The sequence below is a fragment of the Testudinibacter aquarius genome, assembly GCF_004342725.1.
GTDB classification, from domain to species: Bacteria; Pseudomonadota; Gammaproteobacteria; order Enterobacterales; family Pasteurellaceae; genus Chelonobacter; species Chelonobacter aquarius.
Genome location: NZ_SMCP01000005.1, coordinates 71,118 through 89,916 on the forward strand (window position 1 = coordinate 71,118; position 18,799 = coordinate 89,916).

The following is an 18,799-nucleotide window of genomic DNA, read 5'->3' on the forward strand; positions in this document are numbered from 1 at the left end:
TCTCAATGATTACTTTTGACAAATAATCATTGATAATCATAAAAATGATTGGTATAGTTAATTTCAATCACATTATGCTCATATGTGAGGTTTAATATGACGGAACTAAAAAGACAAAATGCAATCTTAGAACTGTTGCATCGGCAAGGTTCGTTAACGATCAATGAAATCGTCAATGGTTTCTCGGTGTCTCCGGCAACGGCACGCCGTGATATTACCAAGTTGGATACGCAAGGAAAGCTGAAAAAAGTCCGTAACGGTGCTTATGCTGCGGAAGAAAGTAACAAAAGTACCACTTGGTCGCCAATGAATATTCATCAAACCTCCAATTATGACGAAAAAAGCAAAATTGCTAAAAAAGCCGCTGAATTGTGTAAAAACGGCGAGAGTATTGTGATTAACTGCGGTTCCACCGCGTTTTTACTAGGACAAGAGATCAATGGAAAACCGGTACAGGTCATTACCAACTACTTTCCATTGCTGAACTACCTGATTGAACAGAACCACGATAATTTAGTGGTATTGGGCGGACAGTTTTATAAAGAAAAAAATCTTTTTCTGAGCACCGACCAAACCAGTGATGCGTTTTATGCCGGGCACTATATGTTTACCAGCGGCAGTGGCTTGAGTGAAGAGGGGTTGTTCAAAGTGGATCTGTTGTCCGCTATGGTTGAACAAAAAATGGTGAAACACGTCAACAAGCTGGTCGCGTTAGTTGATAGCTCGAAAGTCGGTGGACGAATCGGTACCATTTTTGCAACCACAGAACAGTTGGATATCGTTATTACAGGAAAGGACGCCAATCCGAAAGTGGTCGCCGCCTTGAAAGAAAAAGGTGTAGACGTGATTTTAGTCTAAAAGTGCGGTTAGCTCTCTCTTGCAATAACGCTGTGATCAATCAAATTTGTTAACCAAAATAAAGGTAAATATTATGAGTAAAGTTGATGAAATTACACGCGAATCTTGGATTTTAAGCACCTTTCCGGAGTGGGGAACTTGGCTTAATGAGCAGATTGAGCAAGAGCAAGTGCAAGCCGGCACAGTATCAATGTGGTGGTTAGGCTGCACCGGAATTTGGTTTAAAACCGCCGGTAATACCAACATTTCGGTGGATTTCTGGTGTGGAACCGGAAAACGCAGCGGTAAAAATCCATTGATGAACAAACAACACCAAATGATGCGGATGGGTGGTGTACGTAACTTGCAGCCAAATTTAAGAACCTCCGTTTTTGTGTTGGATCCGTTTGCGATCAAACAGATTGATGCGGTGATGGCAACCCATGATCACGCTGACCACATCGACCCGAATGTTGCGGCTGCCGTTCTACAAAACTGTGACGAGAAAGTTAAATTTATCGGTCCGAAAGCCTGTGTTGAGTTGTGGCAAAAATGGGGCGTGCCGGCAGATCGCTGCGTTACCGCTAAAGTCGGCGATGAAATCGAAGTTGGCGATGTCAAAATCAAAGTATTGGACGCTTTTGACCGCACCGCACTTGTCACCTTACCGGCAGGCGAATCCTCGACCGATAAAGCGATTTTAGATGGTATGGACGACAGAGCCGTCAACTACCTGTTCCAAACCAGTGGCGGAAATATCTACCATTCCGGTGACTCGCACTACTCCAACTACTACGCCAAACACGGTAACGAGCACAAAATTGATGTTGCCTTTATGTCATATGGTGAAAACCCTCGTGGCGTGACCGACAAAATGACCTCTTCCGATATTTTGCGCGCTGCCGAGTGTTTGAATACCCAAGTCGTCGTACCTATTCACCACGATATTTGGTCAAATTTCCAAAGTGATCCGCGTGAAATCGAAGTATTGTGGAATATGAAGAAAAAGCGGTTAGGCTATCAATTCCACCCGTTCTTCTGGCAAGTCGGTGGCAAATACACCTTCCCGACCGACAAAGATAAAATCTATTTCCAACACTATCGTGGCTTTGAAGACATCTTTATCGATGAACCGGAATTACCGTACAAATCGTTCCTGTAATTGAAAGCAGTCTTACAAGGGTTGTGGCGACACAGCCCTTTTTAGTGCTGAGTGCTTTTAGTTTTGAGCGATATGAAAAATAATCTGGGGCGATATAATCGCCCTAGAGTGCTGACAAAGGTTAAAATCCACGATTAATAGTGTAAAAGTAGGGGTCGATTATATATCGACCCGAACCGAATATTGCACTTTTCCTTTATTAATTAAGTACTTATTCCACACTTCGAAAATGGGCGGATATATAATCCGCCCCTACGTTGCCTCATCAAATATCTTTATCATCTGGGGCGATATAATCGCCCCTTCTATATCAGTGAACAAAAATACTTAACTTACTGTCCGTAATAAGCATTTTTGCCATGTTTACGCAGGTAATGTTTGTCTAATAAGGTTTGCTGCATTGCGCCGATGGTCGGATTCAACTGGCAGGCAAACAGATTCATGTAGGCAATCTCTTCCAATACCACCGCATTGTGCACCGCATTGTGCGGATCACTGCCCCAGGCAAAAGGTCCGTGTGAATTGACCAATACTGCCGGCACATCTTGCGGCTGAATTTGGCGTGTGGCGAAAGTTTCGACGATCACTTTGCCGGTTTCCAGCTCATATTCCCCTTGGATCTCTGCGTCCGTCATCAAACGAGTGCAGGGAATCGTACCGTAGAAGTAGTCTGCATGGGTAGTACCCAGTGCGGTCAAATCTCTCCCGGCTTGCGCCCAAGTGGTAGCATGACGCGAGTGAGTGTGCACAATACCACCGATTTGTGGAAATTGACGATATAACTCCAGATGGGTCGGGGTATCGGAAGATGGTTTTTTGCTACCTTCTACCACCGCACCGCTATAAAGATCGACTACCACCATGTCCTCAGCTTGCATCACATCATATTCCACGCCGGACGGTTTAATCACCACCAAGCCCTGTTCACGGTCAATGCCGCTGACATTGCCCCAAGTAAAAGTCACCAAACCATATTTAGGCAACGCTAAATTGGCTTCAAATACCTGTTGTTTTAACGCTTCTAACATACAAACTCCCCTTCTTTCATTTTTTGTTCAATCCAACGGCGGGCGTTGATAATTTCTGCAATCGGTTCTTCGGATTTTTCAGTCCACATTTCAATCAAGAATGCGCCACGATAATTCAGCTTTTGCAAGGTTTTGAATACATTGACAAAATCGACACAGCCTTCGCCAAACGGTACATCTCGGAACTGCCCTTTGCACGTTTCTGTCACCGCATAGGTATCTTTCAAGTGAATCGCTGCAATCCGATCGATGCCTAATTCTAATTCTTTACTGACATCATTGCCCCAAGCCGATAAGTTGCCGACATCGGGGTAAACCGTAAACCACGGCGAAGCCAACAGCTTGTCCCACTGCTTCCATTTGGTGATCGAGTTCATAAATTCGGTATCCATAATCTCGACCGCCAACATCACTTGCGATGCCGCCGCTTTTTCCACCGCCCATTGCATACCGTCGATAAAACCTTGCAGCGTGCTGTCATCTTGCTGTTCATAATAAACATCATAACCCGCCAATTGAATGGTGCGAATACCGATATCACTGGCAAGTTGAATGGCTTTTTCCATAATTACATAAGCTTCTGACCGCACTTTTTGGTCATGACTGCCGAAAGGAAAACGACGGTGACCGGACAAGCACATTGACGGAATGGTAATGCCGGTTTCCAACACTGCTTTAACGATTTCCAAACGCTGCGCTTTGCTCCAATCCAAACGAGCCAAACGTTCGTCGGTTTCATCGATTGATATTTCTACAAAATCAAAGCCACAGGCTTTGGCAATGGATAAGCGATCCTGCCAGCTTAGCTGTTTTGGCAACGCTTTTTCATAGATGCCTAATTTATGTTTTCTCATTGACTACCTCTTTGCCTTTTTAAATCAGAATAAATCATAATATATCACATTTAATCATTGCAATGATTATTAAAATGCGTCAAACTTTCAAGCAATAATTTGTATTTTTTGTATTTATTTTGATATTTGTCATACACGGTAGGATCCGGCGTAATATGTTTCATCTGCGCAGCAATGATTTGCTGTGCTTGCTTACTGTCGCTAAACACTTGGTTGCCGACCATTGCCATCAATGCCGCCCCCAAACAACCGCTCTCTTCCAGTTGCGGAATCTCCAACGGCAAACCGGTCAGATCTGCCAGCATCTGCATCCAAACGTCCGAGCGTGACGGTCCGCCGGTCACTCGTAGTACTTTAGTATTCGGAAAACGTTGACGCATTCTTTCCAAATGGTACATCAGGCTGAAAATCACGCCCTCATAGATTGCTTGCCATAGGTGTGCTTGAGTATGTATGGATTGCAGCCCGTAAAAACCGGCTTGCATTCCAAGCCCGGCATTGGAACCATACAAAAACGGCATAAACAGCACACTGCTGTCGGCTTTTGGCAATTCTGCCACCGCACGGTTAATTTCCGCATAATCATCCACTTTCCATTGCCGAGTAAACCACTCCAAATTGGCGGCTGAGGTCGGGCTGGCTTCGTGTACAATAAATTCGCCCTGCTGGGCGTAGCGTCCGTAAACAAACGGCAGGCTCTGGCTATCGTCAAGATGAGACGTGATTCCACTGACCACCGACCAGGTGCCAAGTACCGTATTGAGCTTGGTTTCATCGTCCAAACCGGCACAAAGTGCGGTCGAAACCACATCAAACAATCCGCCAACTACCGCAGTACCCTCTTTTAAGCCGGTTTGACGAGCAGCCTCTTCATGGATATAACCGGCAATTTGCGACGAACCGATAATCGGTGGCAATGCCGGCATAATCTCTTCAATATCCAGCAGTTTAGCCAATTCTGCATCGTATTCACCGCTCTGCATATTGTATAAATTCGATTCGGAAATATTGGTCTCTTCGCACGCAATCTCGCCGGTTAAACAAAAACGCAAATAATCATGCGGCATCAACACACTACCGATTTGCGCATAGCGTGCCGGTTCATGCTGCTTTAACCAACGCAAAATCGACACCGGATGCCCGGTCCATAATGTTTGACGGGTAATCGGGTATAATTTTTGCGGCATTTGTTCAGCTTGCCACTGTTTGACTATCGCCAATGCCCGTTGATCTGCTGAAATCACGCCGTAGCCTAACGGGACTTGGTTTTTATCCAATAAATACAGTCCCTTGCCTTGCGCTGAGATTCCAACGCCTTTGATATTTTCCGCCGCCACACCTGACGAGCGAATTGCGCCGGCAATCACCGCAGCACAGGCTTGCCATAATTCGCCCATATCACGTTCAGCCCAACCGGGCTTGGCACTAATAATCGCCAGATTTTGACGATAACTGCCATACTCTTTGCCGTTGCTGTCATAAATCCCGGCTTTAATGAAAGTGCCACCGCAATCTACGCCTAACCAAAAATCCATATAGACTCCCCTACCTCACTGAATATCATTGACTATGGCAAGAATGACTGCTGTCAATCAGTCTTGCCATAGCAACTCACCTTATTGAAACGATGTGAGCGCTTAAAAGTGCGGTTCTGAAACTTGAGAAAGCGGATCACCGGTTTAGTGATCCGCTTTGAGCTATTATTGTTGATTTATTGCGCTAAGGCATCCACTTGTTTAATTAAAGTATCACCATTACGTTCGATGAAATATTGACGAACCGGTTGTTCTACAATATCACGAAACGGTTTGGTATCCACTTTTTCTACCACTTCGATACCGGCTTTTCTGAATTTATCCAGAATATCCTGCTCGTTTTTGGCATTCAGTTCACGCTGATAGGCACCGGCTTCTTTTGCCGCATCCAAAATCGCCTGCTGTACTTCCGGTGCGAAGCTGTCAAATTTTTGTTTGTTCATCACCACCAACAGCGGGGTGTAACCATGGTTAGTCAAACTCAAATGTTTTTGTACTTCATACAGTTTGGTCGACCAAACGATGCCGATTGGGTGCTCCTGAGCGTCAACGGCGCGGGTTTCAAGTGCGGTATATAATTCTGACAATGGCATCGGCACCGGATTAGCCCCCAGCAATTTAAACGCTTCAACATACATTGGGTTTTGGTTGGTGCGAATTTTTAAGCCTTTGACATCATCAGGGGTGTTGATCGGATGTTTAGAGTTGGTGATAGAACGGAAACCCACTTCCCAGAAGCCTAACCCTTTCAAACCTTTATCTTCCAATTCCTTCAGCAGCCCTTGTCCGATTTCGCCGTCCAACACTCGATAAGCATGTGCTTTATCTTTAAAAATAAACGGAATATCGATTACATTCAAATTAGAAACCAAACCACTGAAATTTGGTGAGCCGGACATTTCAATATCAATAGTACCGCCACGCACTGCACTGATCATCGTTTGTGCATTACCCAGTGTGCTGTCTGGAAACAGCGATAACTTCAATTCACCTTTGGTTTTCTCTTTTAATAATTCGTCAAATTTTTTGGCAGCAATATGTTGAGTATCACTGCGTGGCGCTTCATAACCAAAACGTAACGTCGTTGCAGCTTGAGCGCTAACCGTTGCGGCAGCCAGCGTTAATCCGGTTAAAAGTGCGGTAAGTTTTTTCATAGCATTCTCCTAGTCAGAAATTAAAGTAACAAGTTAAGGTTGTAGCCAGCTGAGTGGCGTTAAAATCAACGATGGAAACAAAACAAAAGCAAACAGCAGTCCCAATAGCATGAGCATATAAGGGAAAATCCCTTTTGCTGCCTGATCAAACTGCAATTTCGCCACGCCGGTAATCACATTCAAGACATTGCCGATCGGTGGCGTAATCAAGCCAATGGATGTATTCAGGATAAACAGCACCCCGAAATAGACCGGATCAATCCCTGCTTCCTCCACCAGCGGCATCAGCACCGGGGTTAAAATCAGCACGGTCGGGGTCAAATCCATCACCATGCCGATAATGAAAACGGCGATCATAATGACAATTAGCAGCAAGGTTGGTGAATCAATCAAAGGTTCCAACAGCTCGGTGATCATTTGCGGCAATTCGGCAACGGTGATCAACCAACCGGAGACCTGAGCGGCCGCAACCAGCAGCATCACCACGGCAGTGGTTTTGCCTGCCGCCAGTAACACGCCATAAAGCTGTTTGATTTTTAATTCACGGTAAACAAACATGGAAACAATCAAGGCGTAAAATGCAGCTACCGCACCGGCTTCAGTCGGGGTGAAAATGCCCAAGCGGAAACCACCGATAATAATCACCGGTAACAACAGCGCCCAAATACTGTTTTTAAACGAAATGCACAGCTCTTGTTTAGTGGCTTTCGAGAACGTCATCAAATTCAGGCGTTTGGATTGCCATGCCCACAACGCCGCCAAACAGCAACCCATCATGATGCCCGGGAAGATCCCCGCCATAAACAATTTGGTGATCGATACACCACTGGCAACCCCAAAGATAATAAACGGAATTGAAGGCGGAATAATCGGTGCAATAATCCCTGCGGCACCAATCAAGCCGGCAGAACGTTCGACCGGATAGCCGGTAGTTTTCATCATTGGAATCAACATTGCTGCAACCGCCGCCGTATCTGCCACCGCTGAACCGGACAGGCTCGCCATAATCATCGCGGCAATAATTGCCACAAAGCCCAAACCGCCACGTTTATGCCCGACTAGCTTCATCGGTAAATCAATAATCCGTTTTGATAAACCGCCTTCATTCATCAACTCCCCGGCAAGGATAAAAAACGGAATCGCCAACAGTGAAAAACTGTCTGCGCCACTGACCAAATTTTGCGCTAAGATTTGTGGATCAAACAGATCCAGATGCAGCATCAAGGCAACGCCACATACGATCAGAGAAAAGGCAACCGGAATACCCAACGCAATCGAACCCAGTAACACGCCGAGGAAAATAATAATTGTCATGCTAATTCTCCTTTGGCTAATTGGATCGCATTAGAAACCAAGCGAATCAGTAACAATAGACCAATTAAGCCGCTCATAATCACACCCGCCAGAAAATTAACCCCGGTAGGGATTTCCGAGATCGGCGCATAATTGCTCATATTCAGTTGCATTTGGGCATAGCTGCCGACAAAAATCAGGTAGCAGCAGTACAACATCACCCCATCGGTCAGGACGGTAAGCAGCTTACGTTTAAAAGGCGACAGTTTATCGATCAATACCGACACACTGACATGCCCATTCTCTTTAAAAACTAACACCGCCCCCAAAAAAGTAACCCAAACAAACGCATAGCGGGATAACTCTTCGGCAACGGTAATACTGGTATGGAAGCTGTAACGTAGCACCACATTGGTAAACACCATGATCGCCATTGCTGACAGCAGCAACACCACGATGGTTTCCAAGATTTTGCTGGTATAGAAAATCACGTTATTCATTTGAACTCCTGACAAACTGATTAAAGTTCACTGACGGCAATTTTGACGACAACCTTACGAATTTTCGCCATTTCACCATCGAAGCATGCCGGACGGTGAATATCACTGGGGAAAAATACTGCAAAATTGCCGGGACGCATCACCAGTTCCGATTCAGCGTCAACATCTTGATAAAATAAAATATCACGTTCAGTATCGTAAGGTTTTGCCACCGTATTGCCGCCACGATCCACCGCAACACCAATCCGCTCTTGTCCGCTGTGCAGATATTGCACGTCGAGATAGCGACGATGAACTTCCGGCAAAATGTGTGTTTTCGGCTGCGTTTCCAAATCCAACACCTGCGCATAAATCAGCTCGCCCTTGATCGGATAGCGCCCTGCTGCCAATTGGTCGAAATCGGTATGCTTCAGAAAATCCAGTGCAGCAGCCACCGCACTTGGATAGAGATGTTCCTCTACTTGTGAAATATGACCAAAAAACATAATGTATTCCTTAAGATTATCTTGTTCGGATTAGAGTGATTTCAATTTTGCCCAGACAGTATCATCGACCGGAATGCCATTGGCGCGGTTGTCTGCCAAAATGGTGGTAAATTCATGCCCCGGCAACCGCACTTCAATATTGGGATCGGCACGTTCTGCGGTTTTCACATAATCCATAATCCGTTGCAACTTTTCGTCTTTGGTTTTACCATCAATCAAACGATCAACTTCGATGGCAATAAACACTTGTGAAACGCAATATTCGTCATCTTTCTCTTCGGTCACTTCCGCTACGGACAAGCCGTTGGAAAGCAAGGTTGCGATCATATCCAACACAATCGATAGTCCTGAACCTTTCCAATAGCCCATCGGCAATAGACGGCGATTTTTTTCGACCGTGCCCGGATCTTTGGTCAAATTGCCGTCATCATCAAATCCCGCATCGACAAAGGTTTGACGGCCGGCAAGACGATTGACTTCCAACATGCCGTAGGAATACATCGAGCAGGACATATCCACCATCGTGATCGGGTTACTTGGAATGGCAATAATCAACGGATTGGTACCAATACGACACTCTTTGGCGCCCCACGGCGGCATTACCGCAATCGAGTTGGTCCAACAAATGCCGATGTAGCCATTTTCTGCCGCCTGCCAGCCATAACCGCCGCCACGCATCCAATGGTTGGCATTTTTCAGCGCGACCACCCCGATTCCATGTTGATCAGCCAATGCCATTGCGCGATCCATCATCTCTTTTGCGGTTAAATTGCCGATTGCCTGATGGGCATCCCACTGTTCGATTGCGCCAAGAGAAAGCACTTTGGTCGGCTTGGCTGTCGGATCAATATCGCCCTTTTCCAACTGTTGGATAAAACGTGGGAAACGGTTAACACCATGGGAGTAAACGCCGGATTCGGTGGTGTCGGCAAACATGGTTGCACAGGCTTCCGCCGTGCCTTCTTCGACACCACGCGCCAATAAAACCCGTTTGAACTCTTGTTTTAATTCGCTGTAACTGACTTGCATAATAACCTCTACTGTTGCTTGAAATTTCATATAGTGAAATGATATTTCATATATTGTATGAATTTTAATAATTAAGCAAATTTAATTTCAAATTAAAATAACTATAAATCAAACACTTATAAAATTTTATTGATATTGTGATCCTTATCGCATTTTTAGATTGACCTTTTCGACAAGAAAGAGGAATAATAGAGTTCATCAATTATGAGAGCAGAAATATGTCAGATCACATTGAATCAGAAGGCAAAAAATCGGTTAATAATCAAAGTTTAGTTCGTGGCTTAACCCTGCTTGAAATTTTGAGTAACTTTCCTAATGGCTGTCCTTTAGCAAAATTGAGCGAACTGTCCGGTCTGAATAAAAGTACTACCCACCGTATGCTGCAAAGCCTGCAATCTTGTGGTTTTGTCAAACCGACCAACACCATGGGGACTTATCGACTGACCAGCAAATGCTTATCCATCGGGCAAAAAACGCTGTCATCATTAAATATCATCAATATTGCTTCGCCGCTGTTGGAAGAACTGAATCTTGAAACCGGGGAAACCGTTAATTTCTCATTGCGGGAAAACGGACACGCTATCATGATCTACAAACTGGAGCCGACCATGGGCATGATGCGAACCCGCTCCTACATCGGACAGCATCTGCAACTCTACTGTTCGGCGATGGGCAAGATTTTTATGGCGTACGACCAGCGTGATTACCTGCCACTGTATTGGGAAAAAAACAAAAGTCATATTAAAAAACTCACCTGCAACACCATCACCAAACTGGATGATATGAAAAATGAGTTGGCAACCATTCGTGATTTGGGTTTTGCGATGGATGCCGAAGAGAATGAAATTGGTGTCAGTTGTATTGCCTGCCCGATTTTCGATATTAACGGTAAAGTGGTTTACTCGGTGTCAATTTCGCTGTCGACCGCACGCCTCAACCAAATCGGCAAAACCGCACTTTTGCAGCATCTGAAAAAAGCCGCCAATGCTATTTCCAACGAACTAGGCTCAAGCAACAGTATTTAAATCAATCACAAACATCCCCTATTCATTGTGTGGCATCGGCGCCACACAATCAAAAATAACACTCAATGCTGCCTCCTACCTTTCATAAATTTAGGAGATGTTAACCATTCGTTTTTTGCTGTTAACCGTTTTTTAACGAATAAATTTTGATGTTGCTCACAAAATAACAATCTCACAATTTCAAATAACAAAATATTATTTCATAATTTGAAAAGACACCTCTCAAAGTCAACCCAGTGGGCAGCACTCAAGCGTGCTGTTTTTCCTCCAAACCAAGGAAACACTATGCACAATAATCACGCTGAACCCCCGCGCCTCAGTATGCAGCATATCGTGAAGCGCTTTGGCAACAATATTGCTGTCAACGATGTGAGTCTCAATATTTATCCCGGTGAAATCGTTGCCTTGCTAGGCGAAAACGGGGCGGGAAAATCCACACTGATCAAAATTCTGGCGGGTATTTACCCAAATGACGGTGGGCAAATTTTGTTTGAAAACCAAGCTATTGACTCTGCGCTGTCACTAAAAACCGATAATCTGCAACCCATCTCCTTTATCCATCAGGATCTCGGTTTAATTGAATGGATGACCGTCGCTGAAAATATGGCGTTTGTGATGGGATTTCCAAAACGTTTTAAGCTGATCAACTGGCAAAAAGTGCGGTCTCAGGCAGAAAAAGCCCTAGCAGCAGTGGGCATTAATCTTGATCCCGACACTCGTGTTTTTGATCTGTCACGCACCGAAAAAGCCTTGTTGGCCATCGCTCGAGCGATTGCGGTGAACGCTAAAATTTTGATTTTGGACGAACCGACCGCCTCACTGCCCGCCAGCGACGTTAAACATCTTTTCACTGTGCTGCGCACCTTAAAACAACAAGGGGTCGGCATGATCTATGTGACTCACCGACTGGACGAAGTGATTGAAATTGCTGACCGTATCTATGTGATGCGTGACGGTTTTCCAGTTGCAGAAGGGAAAACCAGCGACTATTCGGTGAAAGATCTGGTCGAGGTGATCGTCGGCGAACAGACCCGAGATCACCAGCGCAGTCCTCTACCGCAAAACACGCCACCGGTCATCACCCTTTCTGACGTGACCATCGGCGACACCGGTCCGGTGTCATTCTCACTACACCGTGGTGAGATGATCGCTCTCGCCGGGCTGCGTGGTGCCGGGCAAGAAGAAGTGGGGCGCTTGTTGTTCGGCTTACGCCGCGCCGATCAAGGCAGCATTACCTTATTGGAACAGGATTACCGCCCGACTTCGCCACAAGAGGCGATTCAAAAAGGAATCTCGCTGGTTGCCGGAGATCGCGCCAACGAAAGTTTGGTGATGTCGATGACCACCACCGAAAACCTATTCCTCAACCCTATCATTAAACAGAAAACCGCACTTCGATGGTATGATCGGGCACGGGAACTGAAAGAGAGCTGGTTTAAATTCCAACAATTTGATATTCGCCCTAAAAATATGTTTATCGAGGTCAGCGCCTTATCCGGCGGCAACCAGCAAAAGATCGTCATGGCACGCTGGCTACACCTCAATACCCCGGTGCTAATTCTAGAAGATCCCACTGCTGGGGTCGACGTCGGTGCCAGAGCGGAAATTTATGATGTGTTAAATAAAGCCCTGGCCAACGGCATGGCGATTATCGTAATCTCAACCGATTTTGAAGAGATCGCTCATCTTTGCAACCGTGCTTTGGTGTTCAACCGTGGCAGTGTGGTCGGCGAACTGTTTAATCAAGAGATCACCTTTGCACGATTACTACAACTGGCTTCTGCAGCAGCACCCCATCACACCTCACCCGTAACGCATTCAGCGATATAAGGATTGTTATTATGGCTCAAACTTCTGTCAAATCTACCGCACTTGAACAAGCCGTATCCCTGCGTCGGGACGGTTTTATGCCTTGGTTGTCGCAACAATCAACCCGTTATGGGCTGCTCTGGCTGTGTGTGATACTGGTATTGGTGTTTTCACTGACCACACCAACCTTTGCCTCAATGTTGACCTTGAATGCGATTTTGGAAACCAAATCCAAAATCGCGTTGTTGGCACTGGCCGCCACCACCACGATGATTGTCGGTAAAATTGATCTCAACGTCGGCTTTGGCATCGTGTTATGGCATATTTTAGCCATCAGCCTACAGGTTCAATTCGGCTTTTCGTGGCAAATGGCGGTGATCACCGTCTTGGTTATTGCGGCACTATACGGATTGTTAAACGGTATTCTAGTCGCCTTGGCCGACATTGACAGTTTTGTCGCCACGCTCGGCTCCGGCACCGTTTTGTATGCGATTGCATTGTGGCACTCCGGCGGGCGGCAAATCGTCGGTGATCTGCCAGATGCGTTCTATGATCTCAACAGCACCGCACTTTTCGGTATTCCGATCTCCGCTTTCTATGTGCTGATTGTTGCGATTATTTTATGGATTATTACCGAACACACCCCGATTGGCCGCTGCATGTATGCAGTCGGTGGCAATCCGGCTGCGGCACGCCTGAACGGCATCTCAATCAAAAAATATACCATTGTCTCCTTTATTGCCTCCAGCACCTTAACCGGCTTCACCGGTGTGTTGATTGCCGCACAGCAAGGCGTCGGACAAGCCAGTGTCGGTATGGACTATTTATTACCGGCATTAGTCGGCGCATTTTTAGGCAGCACCACGATTCGACCGGGCAGAGTCAACGTCTGGGGAACGGTGGTCGGTATTGCTATTTTAGCCATTGGTATTTCCGGCATTCAACAATTTGGCGGTGCTTTCTGGGTTGAACCGTTATTTAACGGCGCCACCCTATTGCTGTCGATTACCATCGCCGGTTACGCCCAACGCAAACGTTTGTCAAACCAAAAATTGGTTCAGAAAAAAGAACCTGTTACCCCTGAAACACAACCTCAATAAGGATAAGCTCATGAAACGCATCGCTAAAAAATCCCTTATCGCTACCGCACTTTTTGGCGTGGTCTTCAGCTTCAGCCAAGCTGCTTTTGCCGAAGATGCCTTTGTTGCCCAAGCGAAACAAACCATTGCCGCCGCCACTGCACCACAAACAGTGTGGGACGGCCCGACCAGTGGTCCGCAGCTACAAAAAGATAAATCTGTCATTTTTATTGCTTCCGACATGAAAAACGGCGGCGTGTTAGGTGTCTTGGATGGTATGAAACAAGCGGCAGCCGTTGCGGGTTGGAAACTGGATGTGCTGGACGGTGCCGGTTCGGTCAGCAATCAATTGGCATCGCTCAATCAAGCGATCGCCAAAAAACCGGATGCCATCGTCATCGGCGGTTGGAACCCGAATGTGGCACGCAATCCGTTGAAAAAAGCCCATGAACAAAACATTACCCTGATTGCTTGGCACGCATCACCACAACCTGGCCCGATTGATCAATACAATGTCTTCTATAACGTGACTTCTGACTCCGACCAAATTGCTAAATTATCAGCGCTACTCGCCGTCGCCAAATCCGAAGGCAAAGCCCAAGTAGTGATTTTAACCGACTCGCTCTATGAAATCGCATTGCGCAAAGCCAATGTGATGAAAGAGACGATTGAGCAATGCAGTGGCTGTAAAGTGCTCGAATTCGTCGATACGCCACTGGCGGACACCTCCAGCAGAATGCCGGGATTGACCTTCAGCACCTTGCAGAAATATCAGGATAATTTCCAATACACCCTTGCCATTAATGATCTGTATTTTGATTTTATGGCACCGTCACTGCGCAGTGCCGGCATCAAGGGCAATGCCGCACCTTATAACATCTCGGCAGGCGATGGCTCCGTCACCGCTTATCAACGCATTCGCGCAGGTGAGCACCAAGTGGCAACCGTGCCAGAACCGCTAAATTTGCACGGTTGGCAATTGGTTGATGAACTAAACCGCGCATTTTCCGGTGAAAAACCGTCCGGTTATGTCACCCCGGTACATTTAGTCACCAAAGAAAATATTGCCTATGATGGTGGCGACAAAAATAACTATGACCCACAAAACGGTTATCAAGATGCCTATCGTAATATCTGGGGCGTGAAATAATCTGTTTAATAATCAACGGGATATCGGCGGATATCCCGTAAACCTGATCAGTCATAATCACTAATGGGTATCAGCCATGACTATTAATATTTATGATTCAACATACGCTTATCTATTTGATCAAGATACCTCAGTAGAATGCTTGTTCACAGATGCCGTTTGGGCAGAAGGTCCGGTCTGGCTGCCTGACGAAAGTGCGGTTATCTTCAGCGATGTAAAAGGCAATAAAATGTTTAAATGGCACGAAAAAGGCACCGAGATTTTTCGCAGCCCTTCCGACTTTGCCAATGGTAATGCCCTTTGGACGGATGGCTCACTGCTAACCTGTCAACATGGCAGCCGTAGCCTCAGCCACACCGATAGACAAGGTAAGGTGTCAACCTTAGTCGATCGCTACGACGGGCGCCGTTTCAACTCCCCTAACGATCTGGTGGTGAAATCCGACGGCACGGTGTGGTTTACCGATCCCCCTTACGGTATTCTCAGCAACGAAGAGGGTTATCAAGCCGCCAGTGAGATAATCGGCTGCTATATCTACTGCTACTGCCCACAACAAAAACAGACTAAACTGGCAACATTTAACACCATGCGCCCTAATGGATTATTTTTCTCCCCTGACGAGAAAACCTTATATGTAGCAGACATGTCCGGCGTAGAATTCAGCGACGGATTACACCACTTGGTCGCCTTTGATGTCAACGGTTGCCAACTGAGCAATCGCCGCACTATTTGCGAAATCAACCCCGGTATTCCGGACGGATTTTGTGTAGATCAGCATGGATTAATCTATTGCAGTTGCGCTGATGGCGTGCTGATCATTACGCCACAAGGAAAAACCGTAGCAAAAATCACGTTGGGCAAAACCACGTCAAATTGCACCTTAGGCGGCAAGGCTCAAAATCAATTGTTTATCACCGCCAGCAACTGCCTGTTCCGAGTGAGATTAAACACCAAAGGCTTTCAATATAATGCTTTTGATTAGGCTAACTCGCTTCGATACACCATGTTACGGGTGTATCGAATAGCAATTCTGCCTATAACTTCAACACTTTAACATTGTGATAGCCCAATTGGTGTAAATACAACGCTTGCAATTGGCTCATCACCCCACGCTCGCAATACAGCAAGTACTGTTTGTTGGTATCTAGCTTGGCAAATGCGGTTGCCAGCTTATAAAACGGGATGGCTAACATGGTTTTACCACTCAGTAATAGCGGCTTTTCCTCAACTTCATCAATACTGCGCACATCAACCACCACGTCGTTCTCGCCAACCACGTTGGTGGTTTCTACCTCGTGGGTAATGTCGGAAGTTTGCTCGCCGATGTTACGAATATCCAAATATTGCGCACTGCTGACCGCACTGTCTAATATATTAAAATCAAAATGCGCCTCTTCCTGCTCAATCTTCGCTTTAATCGCTTTTACGGTCGGATTTTTTGAGATCACGCCACAAAATTCCGGCATCGATTTGGCAATATCATCGGTGCCGATTTGTTTTGCTAATTCAATAATTTGCTCTTTATCATGAGTAATCAGCGGTCGTAACATCAACGCTTCAGAGGCTTCATCAATCAAGCGTAAATTGGTCAGAGTTTGGCTGGAAACCTGCCCTAGCGCTTCCCCGGTGACGATGGCTTGAATCCCGAAACGCTCGGCAACTTTCGAAGCGGCACGCACCATCATCCGTTTTAACACCACGCCCATTTGCCCGTTATCGACTTTTTCCAAGATCTCTGCTACCACCGGCTCAAAATTGATCGCCACAAACCGCACTTTGTGCGATGAACTATAACGTTGCCAAATATGGTACGCCATCTGTTTCACGCCAATTTCATGCGCTGCACCACCCAGATTGAAAAAACAATAGTGCACTCGCGAACCCCGTCGAATTAACATATAACTGGAGACGCCGGAATCAAAACCACCGGAAATCAGCGATAACACATCTTCCTGAGTGCCAATCGGAAAGCCACCCAATCCAGCATAACGCTGTTTAACCACCATCATATGATCGTCTTCAATATCAATCCGCACGGTGATATCCGGGTTGGTCAATTTGACTTTGGCGCTGGCAATCTGTTGGTTCAAGCCACCACCGACATAGCGTTCTACATCAAGCGAACTGAATTCATGCTTGCCTTTGCGGCGCACACGTACGCAAAAAGTGCGGTTTTCCAGTAACTCACGTTTGGCTTGCAAAGTTTGTTCAAAAATGTCGTGCAGACTGCTAAACGGTTTATCTTCCACTTCTAAAATGTGGTGGATACCCGGTGTGCGCTGCAAATATTCCAACAGCAGATCGCGCTGTTGCGGATCTTTACTCCGCACTTCGATGTAATCCCAATGGCGAACCACCGCCACGGTTTCATCGTGTCTAGCCAGGGTATTACGGATATTGCCGGTTAAGATTTTGATAAAGCGTTTGCGCACCGACTCGCTTTTGATCATGATTTCAGGGAATAATTTGATGATAAATTTCATGTAGACAGACTGTTTTTAACGGTTAAAAAAAATTTAGCGACATTGTACACGAAATTTATAAAAAAACACCGACAACAAATTGAATCTGAAGTACAATGTGCGGTTTATAAAACAATATAAAGATCAACAGACCCTAATCAGTAAGGACTTGTTTCATGGACAAACTCGGCAATGCAAAAAAAACCGATTTTGAATCAACACTTTCTCAATTGGAAAGCATCGTATCTCGTTTGGAGTCAGGCGAATTGCCGTTGGAAGAGGCATTAAGCGAGTTTGAAAAAGGAATTAAATTAGCGCAACAGGGGCAACAACGCCTACAAAAAGCCGAACAGCGGGTACAAATACTGCTGGAAAAAAGCAGTGTTGCGCCGCTTGCAGACTATGATAACAATGACTAATCCACACAACGATCAAGCCATGCCGAATTACTGTTTTAGCGATGATCTGAACAGCTTGCGCCAGCGAATTAACAGCTTTTTGCAGCAACGCTTGCAACGCTTCGACAGCACTCCGGCGCCATTAGCCGATGCAATGCGTTACGGTATTCTATTGGGCGGCAAGCGTTTGCGCCCATTTCTGGTTTATGCCTGTGGTCGTATGCTGCACGCCGAACCGCAAGCATTGGATTACGCCGCAACAGCGATTGAGGCAATTCATAGTTACTCTCTGATCCACGATGATCTGCCGGCAATGGATAACGACACGCTACGCCGCGGGCAAAAAACCTGCCATATCGAATTTGACGAAGCCAGCGCTATTCTGGCAGGCGATGCGTTGCAGGCTTTTGCTTTCGAATGCCTGAGCGATATGCCGATGGTATCCGCCGAACAAAAAGTAGCGTTGATCAAAACCCTTGCCGCCGCCGCCGGTGGACAAGGGATGTGTTTGGGCCAAAGTCTGGATCTCGTTGCTGAACAAAGTGCGGTCAGCCTGGAATTTCTGCAACGAATCCATCACAATAAAACCGGTGCTTTAATTACCGCTGCCGTTGAAATGGGCTTGCTCTGCTCACCGCACTTTGACGATCTTGCTTTGCGTCAACGGCTGGTGCGTTATGCACAAGCGATTGGTTTAGCTTTTCAAGTGCAAGACGATATTTTGGATATCACCGCTGACAGCTCCACTTTAGGTAAAAATGCCGGCTCAGATCTGCTGTTAGACAAAAGCACCTATCCCAAATTATTAGGCTTGGATGGCGCCAAACAAAAAGCTGAACAATTAATTGCCAGCGCCAAAGCAGAATTACAGGATTTGAATTTTAATACTGAACCGCTAATCAATTTGGCGGATTATATTATTCAACGGCATAACTAATGCCCTTACCCGACTTTGAATAATCAATTTTAAATAATAAAGAACCATTGATTTTAACGATG

General features: G+C 46.0%; 18 protein-coding genes. 9 read left to right on the forward strand and 9 right to left on the reverse strand.

Features of this window, described 5'->3' with window-relative positions:
• Nucleotides 1-96: 96 nt before the first annotated feature.
• Together ulaR and ulaG are read left to right on the forward strand one after the other, a co-directional pair.
• A complete protein-coding gene (gene ulaR, locus EDC16_RS06375) occupies nt 97-858 on the forward strand; it encodes an HTH-type transcriptional regulator UlaR (protein ID WP_132966577.1) in 762 nt (253 codons plus the stop codon).
• Nucleotides 859-931: 73 nt separating this feature from the next.
• Nucleotides 932-1,999, forward strand: coding sequence for an L-ascorbate 6-phosphate lactonase (gene ulaG / locus EDC16_RS06380; RefSeq protein WP_132966579.1), 1,068 nt, complete (start codon nt 932-934; stop codon nt 1,997-1,999).
• A 332-nt stretch (nt 2,000-2,331) separates the two neighbouring features.
• Here the strand turns inward: ulaG and araD are convergent, their stop codons facing one another.
• The 8 genes from araD to yiaK all read right to left on the reverse strand — a co-directional run bounded on the left by araD (nt 2,332) and on the right by yiaK (nt 9,877).
• On the reverse strand, nt 2,332-3,027 hold the full coding sequence (araD, locus tag EDC16_RS06385) for an L-ribulose-5-phosphate 4-epimerase (RefSeq protein ID WP_132966581.1): 696 nt from the start codon (nt 3,025-3,027) through the stop codon (nt 2,332-2,334).
• Nucleotides 3,021-3,881, reverse strand: coding sequence for an L-ribulose-5-phosphate 3-epimerase (locus EDC16_RS06390; protein ID WP_132966583.1), 861 nt, complete (start codon nt 3,879-3,881; stop codon nt 3,021-3,023). The genes araD and EDC16_RS06390 overlap by 7 nt, the downstream gene beginning before the upstream one ends.
• 50 nt (nt 3,882-3,931) lie before the next feature.
• On the reverse strand, nt 3,932-5,416 hold the full coding sequence (locus tag EDC16_RS06395) for an FGGY-family carbohydrate kinase (RefSeq protein WP_132966585.1): 1,485 nt from the start codon (nt 5,414-5,416) through the stop codon (nt 3,932-3,934).
• Nucleotides 5,417-5,592: 176 nt separating this feature from the next.
• The gene (locus tag EDC16_RS06400; protein ID WP_132966587.1) at nt 5,593-6,570 is read right to left on the reverse strand and encodes a TRAP transporter substrate-binding protein; all 978 of its coding nucleotides are present in this window, start codon (nt 6,568-6,570) and stop codon (nt 5,593-5,595) included.
• Nucleotides 6,571-6,603: 33 nt separating this feature from the next.
• Nucleotides 6,604-7,884 carry a TRAP transporter large permease subunit gene (locus tag EDC16_RS06405; protein ID WP_132966589.1) on the reverse strand — a complete coding sequence of 427 codons (1,281 nt, stop codon included), beginning with the start codon at nt 7,882-7,884 and terminating at the stop codon, nt 6,604-6,606.
• Entirely contained in the window at nt 7,881-8,363 is a 483-nt protein-coding gene (locus EDC16_RS06410; protein WP_132966591.1) for a TRAP transporter small permease, read from the reverse strand. The genes EDC16_RS06405 and EDC16_RS06410 overlap by 4 nt, the downstream gene beginning before the upstream one ends.
• A 20-nt stretch (nt 8,364-8,383) precedes the next feature.
• Nucleotides 8,384-8,848, reverse strand: coding sequence for a NanQ anomerase/TabA/YiaL family protein (locus EDC16_RS06415; protein WP_132966593.1), 465 nt, complete (start codon nt 8,846-8,848; stop codon nt 8,384-8,386).
• 30 nt (nt 8,849-8,878) lie between these two features.
• Entirely contained in the window at nt 8,879-9,877 is a 999-nt protein-coding gene (gene yiaK, locus EDC16_RS06420; RefSeq protein WP_132966913.1) for a 3-dehydro-L-gulonate 2-dehydrogenase, read from the reverse strand.
• A gap of 218 nt (nt 9,878-10,095) precedes the next feature.
• Here yiaK and EDC16_RS06425 point away from each other — a divergent pair, with 218 nt between their 5' ends.
• The 5 genes from EDC16_RS06425 (at nt 10,096) to EDC16_RS06445 (ending at nt 15,922) form a co-directional block, all read left to right on the forward strand.
• Nucleotides 10,096-10,902, forward strand: coding sequence for an IclR family transcriptional regulator (locus EDC16_RS06425; protein ID WP_132966595.1), 807 nt, complete (start codon nt 10,096-10,098; stop codon nt 10,900-10,902).
• 285 nt (nt 10,903-11,187) lie between these two features.
• Nucleotides 11,188-12,732, forward strand: a complete 1,545-nt coding sequence (locus EDC16_RS06430) for a sugar ABC transporter ATP-binding protein (RefSeq protein WP_132966597.1) — start codon at nt 11,188-11,190, stop codon at nt 12,730-12,732.
• An 11-nt stretch (nt 12,733-12,743) separates the two neighbouring features.
• Nucleotides 12,744-13,811 carry an ABC transporter permease gene (locus tag EDC16_RS06435; protein WP_132966599.1) on the forward strand — a complete coding sequence of 356 codons (1,068 nt, stop codon included), beginning with the start codon at nt 12,744-12,746 and terminating at the stop codon, nt 13,809-13,811.
• Between the two features lie 10 nt (nt 13,812-13,821).
• On the forward strand, nt 13,822-14,940 hold the full coding sequence (locus EDC16_RS06440) for an ABC transporter substrate-binding protein (protein ID WP_132966601.1): 1,119 nt from the start codon (nt 13,822-13,824) through the stop codon (nt 14,938-14,940).
• A 76-nt stretch (nt 14,941-15,016) separates the two neighbouring features.
• Nucleotides 15,017-15,922 (forward strand): SMP-30/gluconolactonase/LRE family protein, encoded by a 906-nt coding sequence (locus tag EDC16_RS06445; protein WP_132966603.1) that lies wholly within the window; start codon nt 15,017-15,019, stop codon nt 15,920-15,922.
• 52 nt (nt 15,923-15,974) lie between these two features.
• Here the strand turns inward: EDC16_RS06445 and thiI are convergent, their stop codons facing one another.
• Nucleotides 15,975-17,423, reverse strand: a complete 1,449-nt coding sequence (gene thiI, locus EDC16_RS06450) for a tRNA uracil 4-sulfurtransferase ThiI (protein ID WP_132966605.1) — start codon at nt 17,421-17,423, stop codon at nt 15,975-15,977.
• 155 nt (nt 17,424-17,578) lie between these two features.
• Here thiI and xseB point away from each other — a divergent pair, with 155 nt between their 5' ends.
• Both xseB and ispA read left to right on the forward strand, forming a co-directional pair.
• Nucleotides 17,579-17,821, forward strand: coding sequence for an exodeoxyribonuclease VII small subunit (xseB, locus tag EDC16_RS06455; RefSeq protein ID WP_132966607.1), 243 nt, complete (start codon nt 17,579-17,581; stop codon nt 17,819-17,821).
• Nucleotides 17,814-18,737 carry a (2E,6E)-farnesyl diphosphate synthase gene (ispA, locus tag EDC16_RS06460; RefSeq protein ID WP_416069090.1) on the forward strand — a complete coding sequence of 308 codons (924 nt, stop codon included), beginning with the start codon at nt 17,814-17,816 and terminating at the stop codon, nt 18,735-18,737. The genes xseB and ispA overlap by 8 nt, the downstream gene beginning before the upstream one ends.
• Nucleotides 18,738-18,799: the final 62 nt, after the last annotated feature.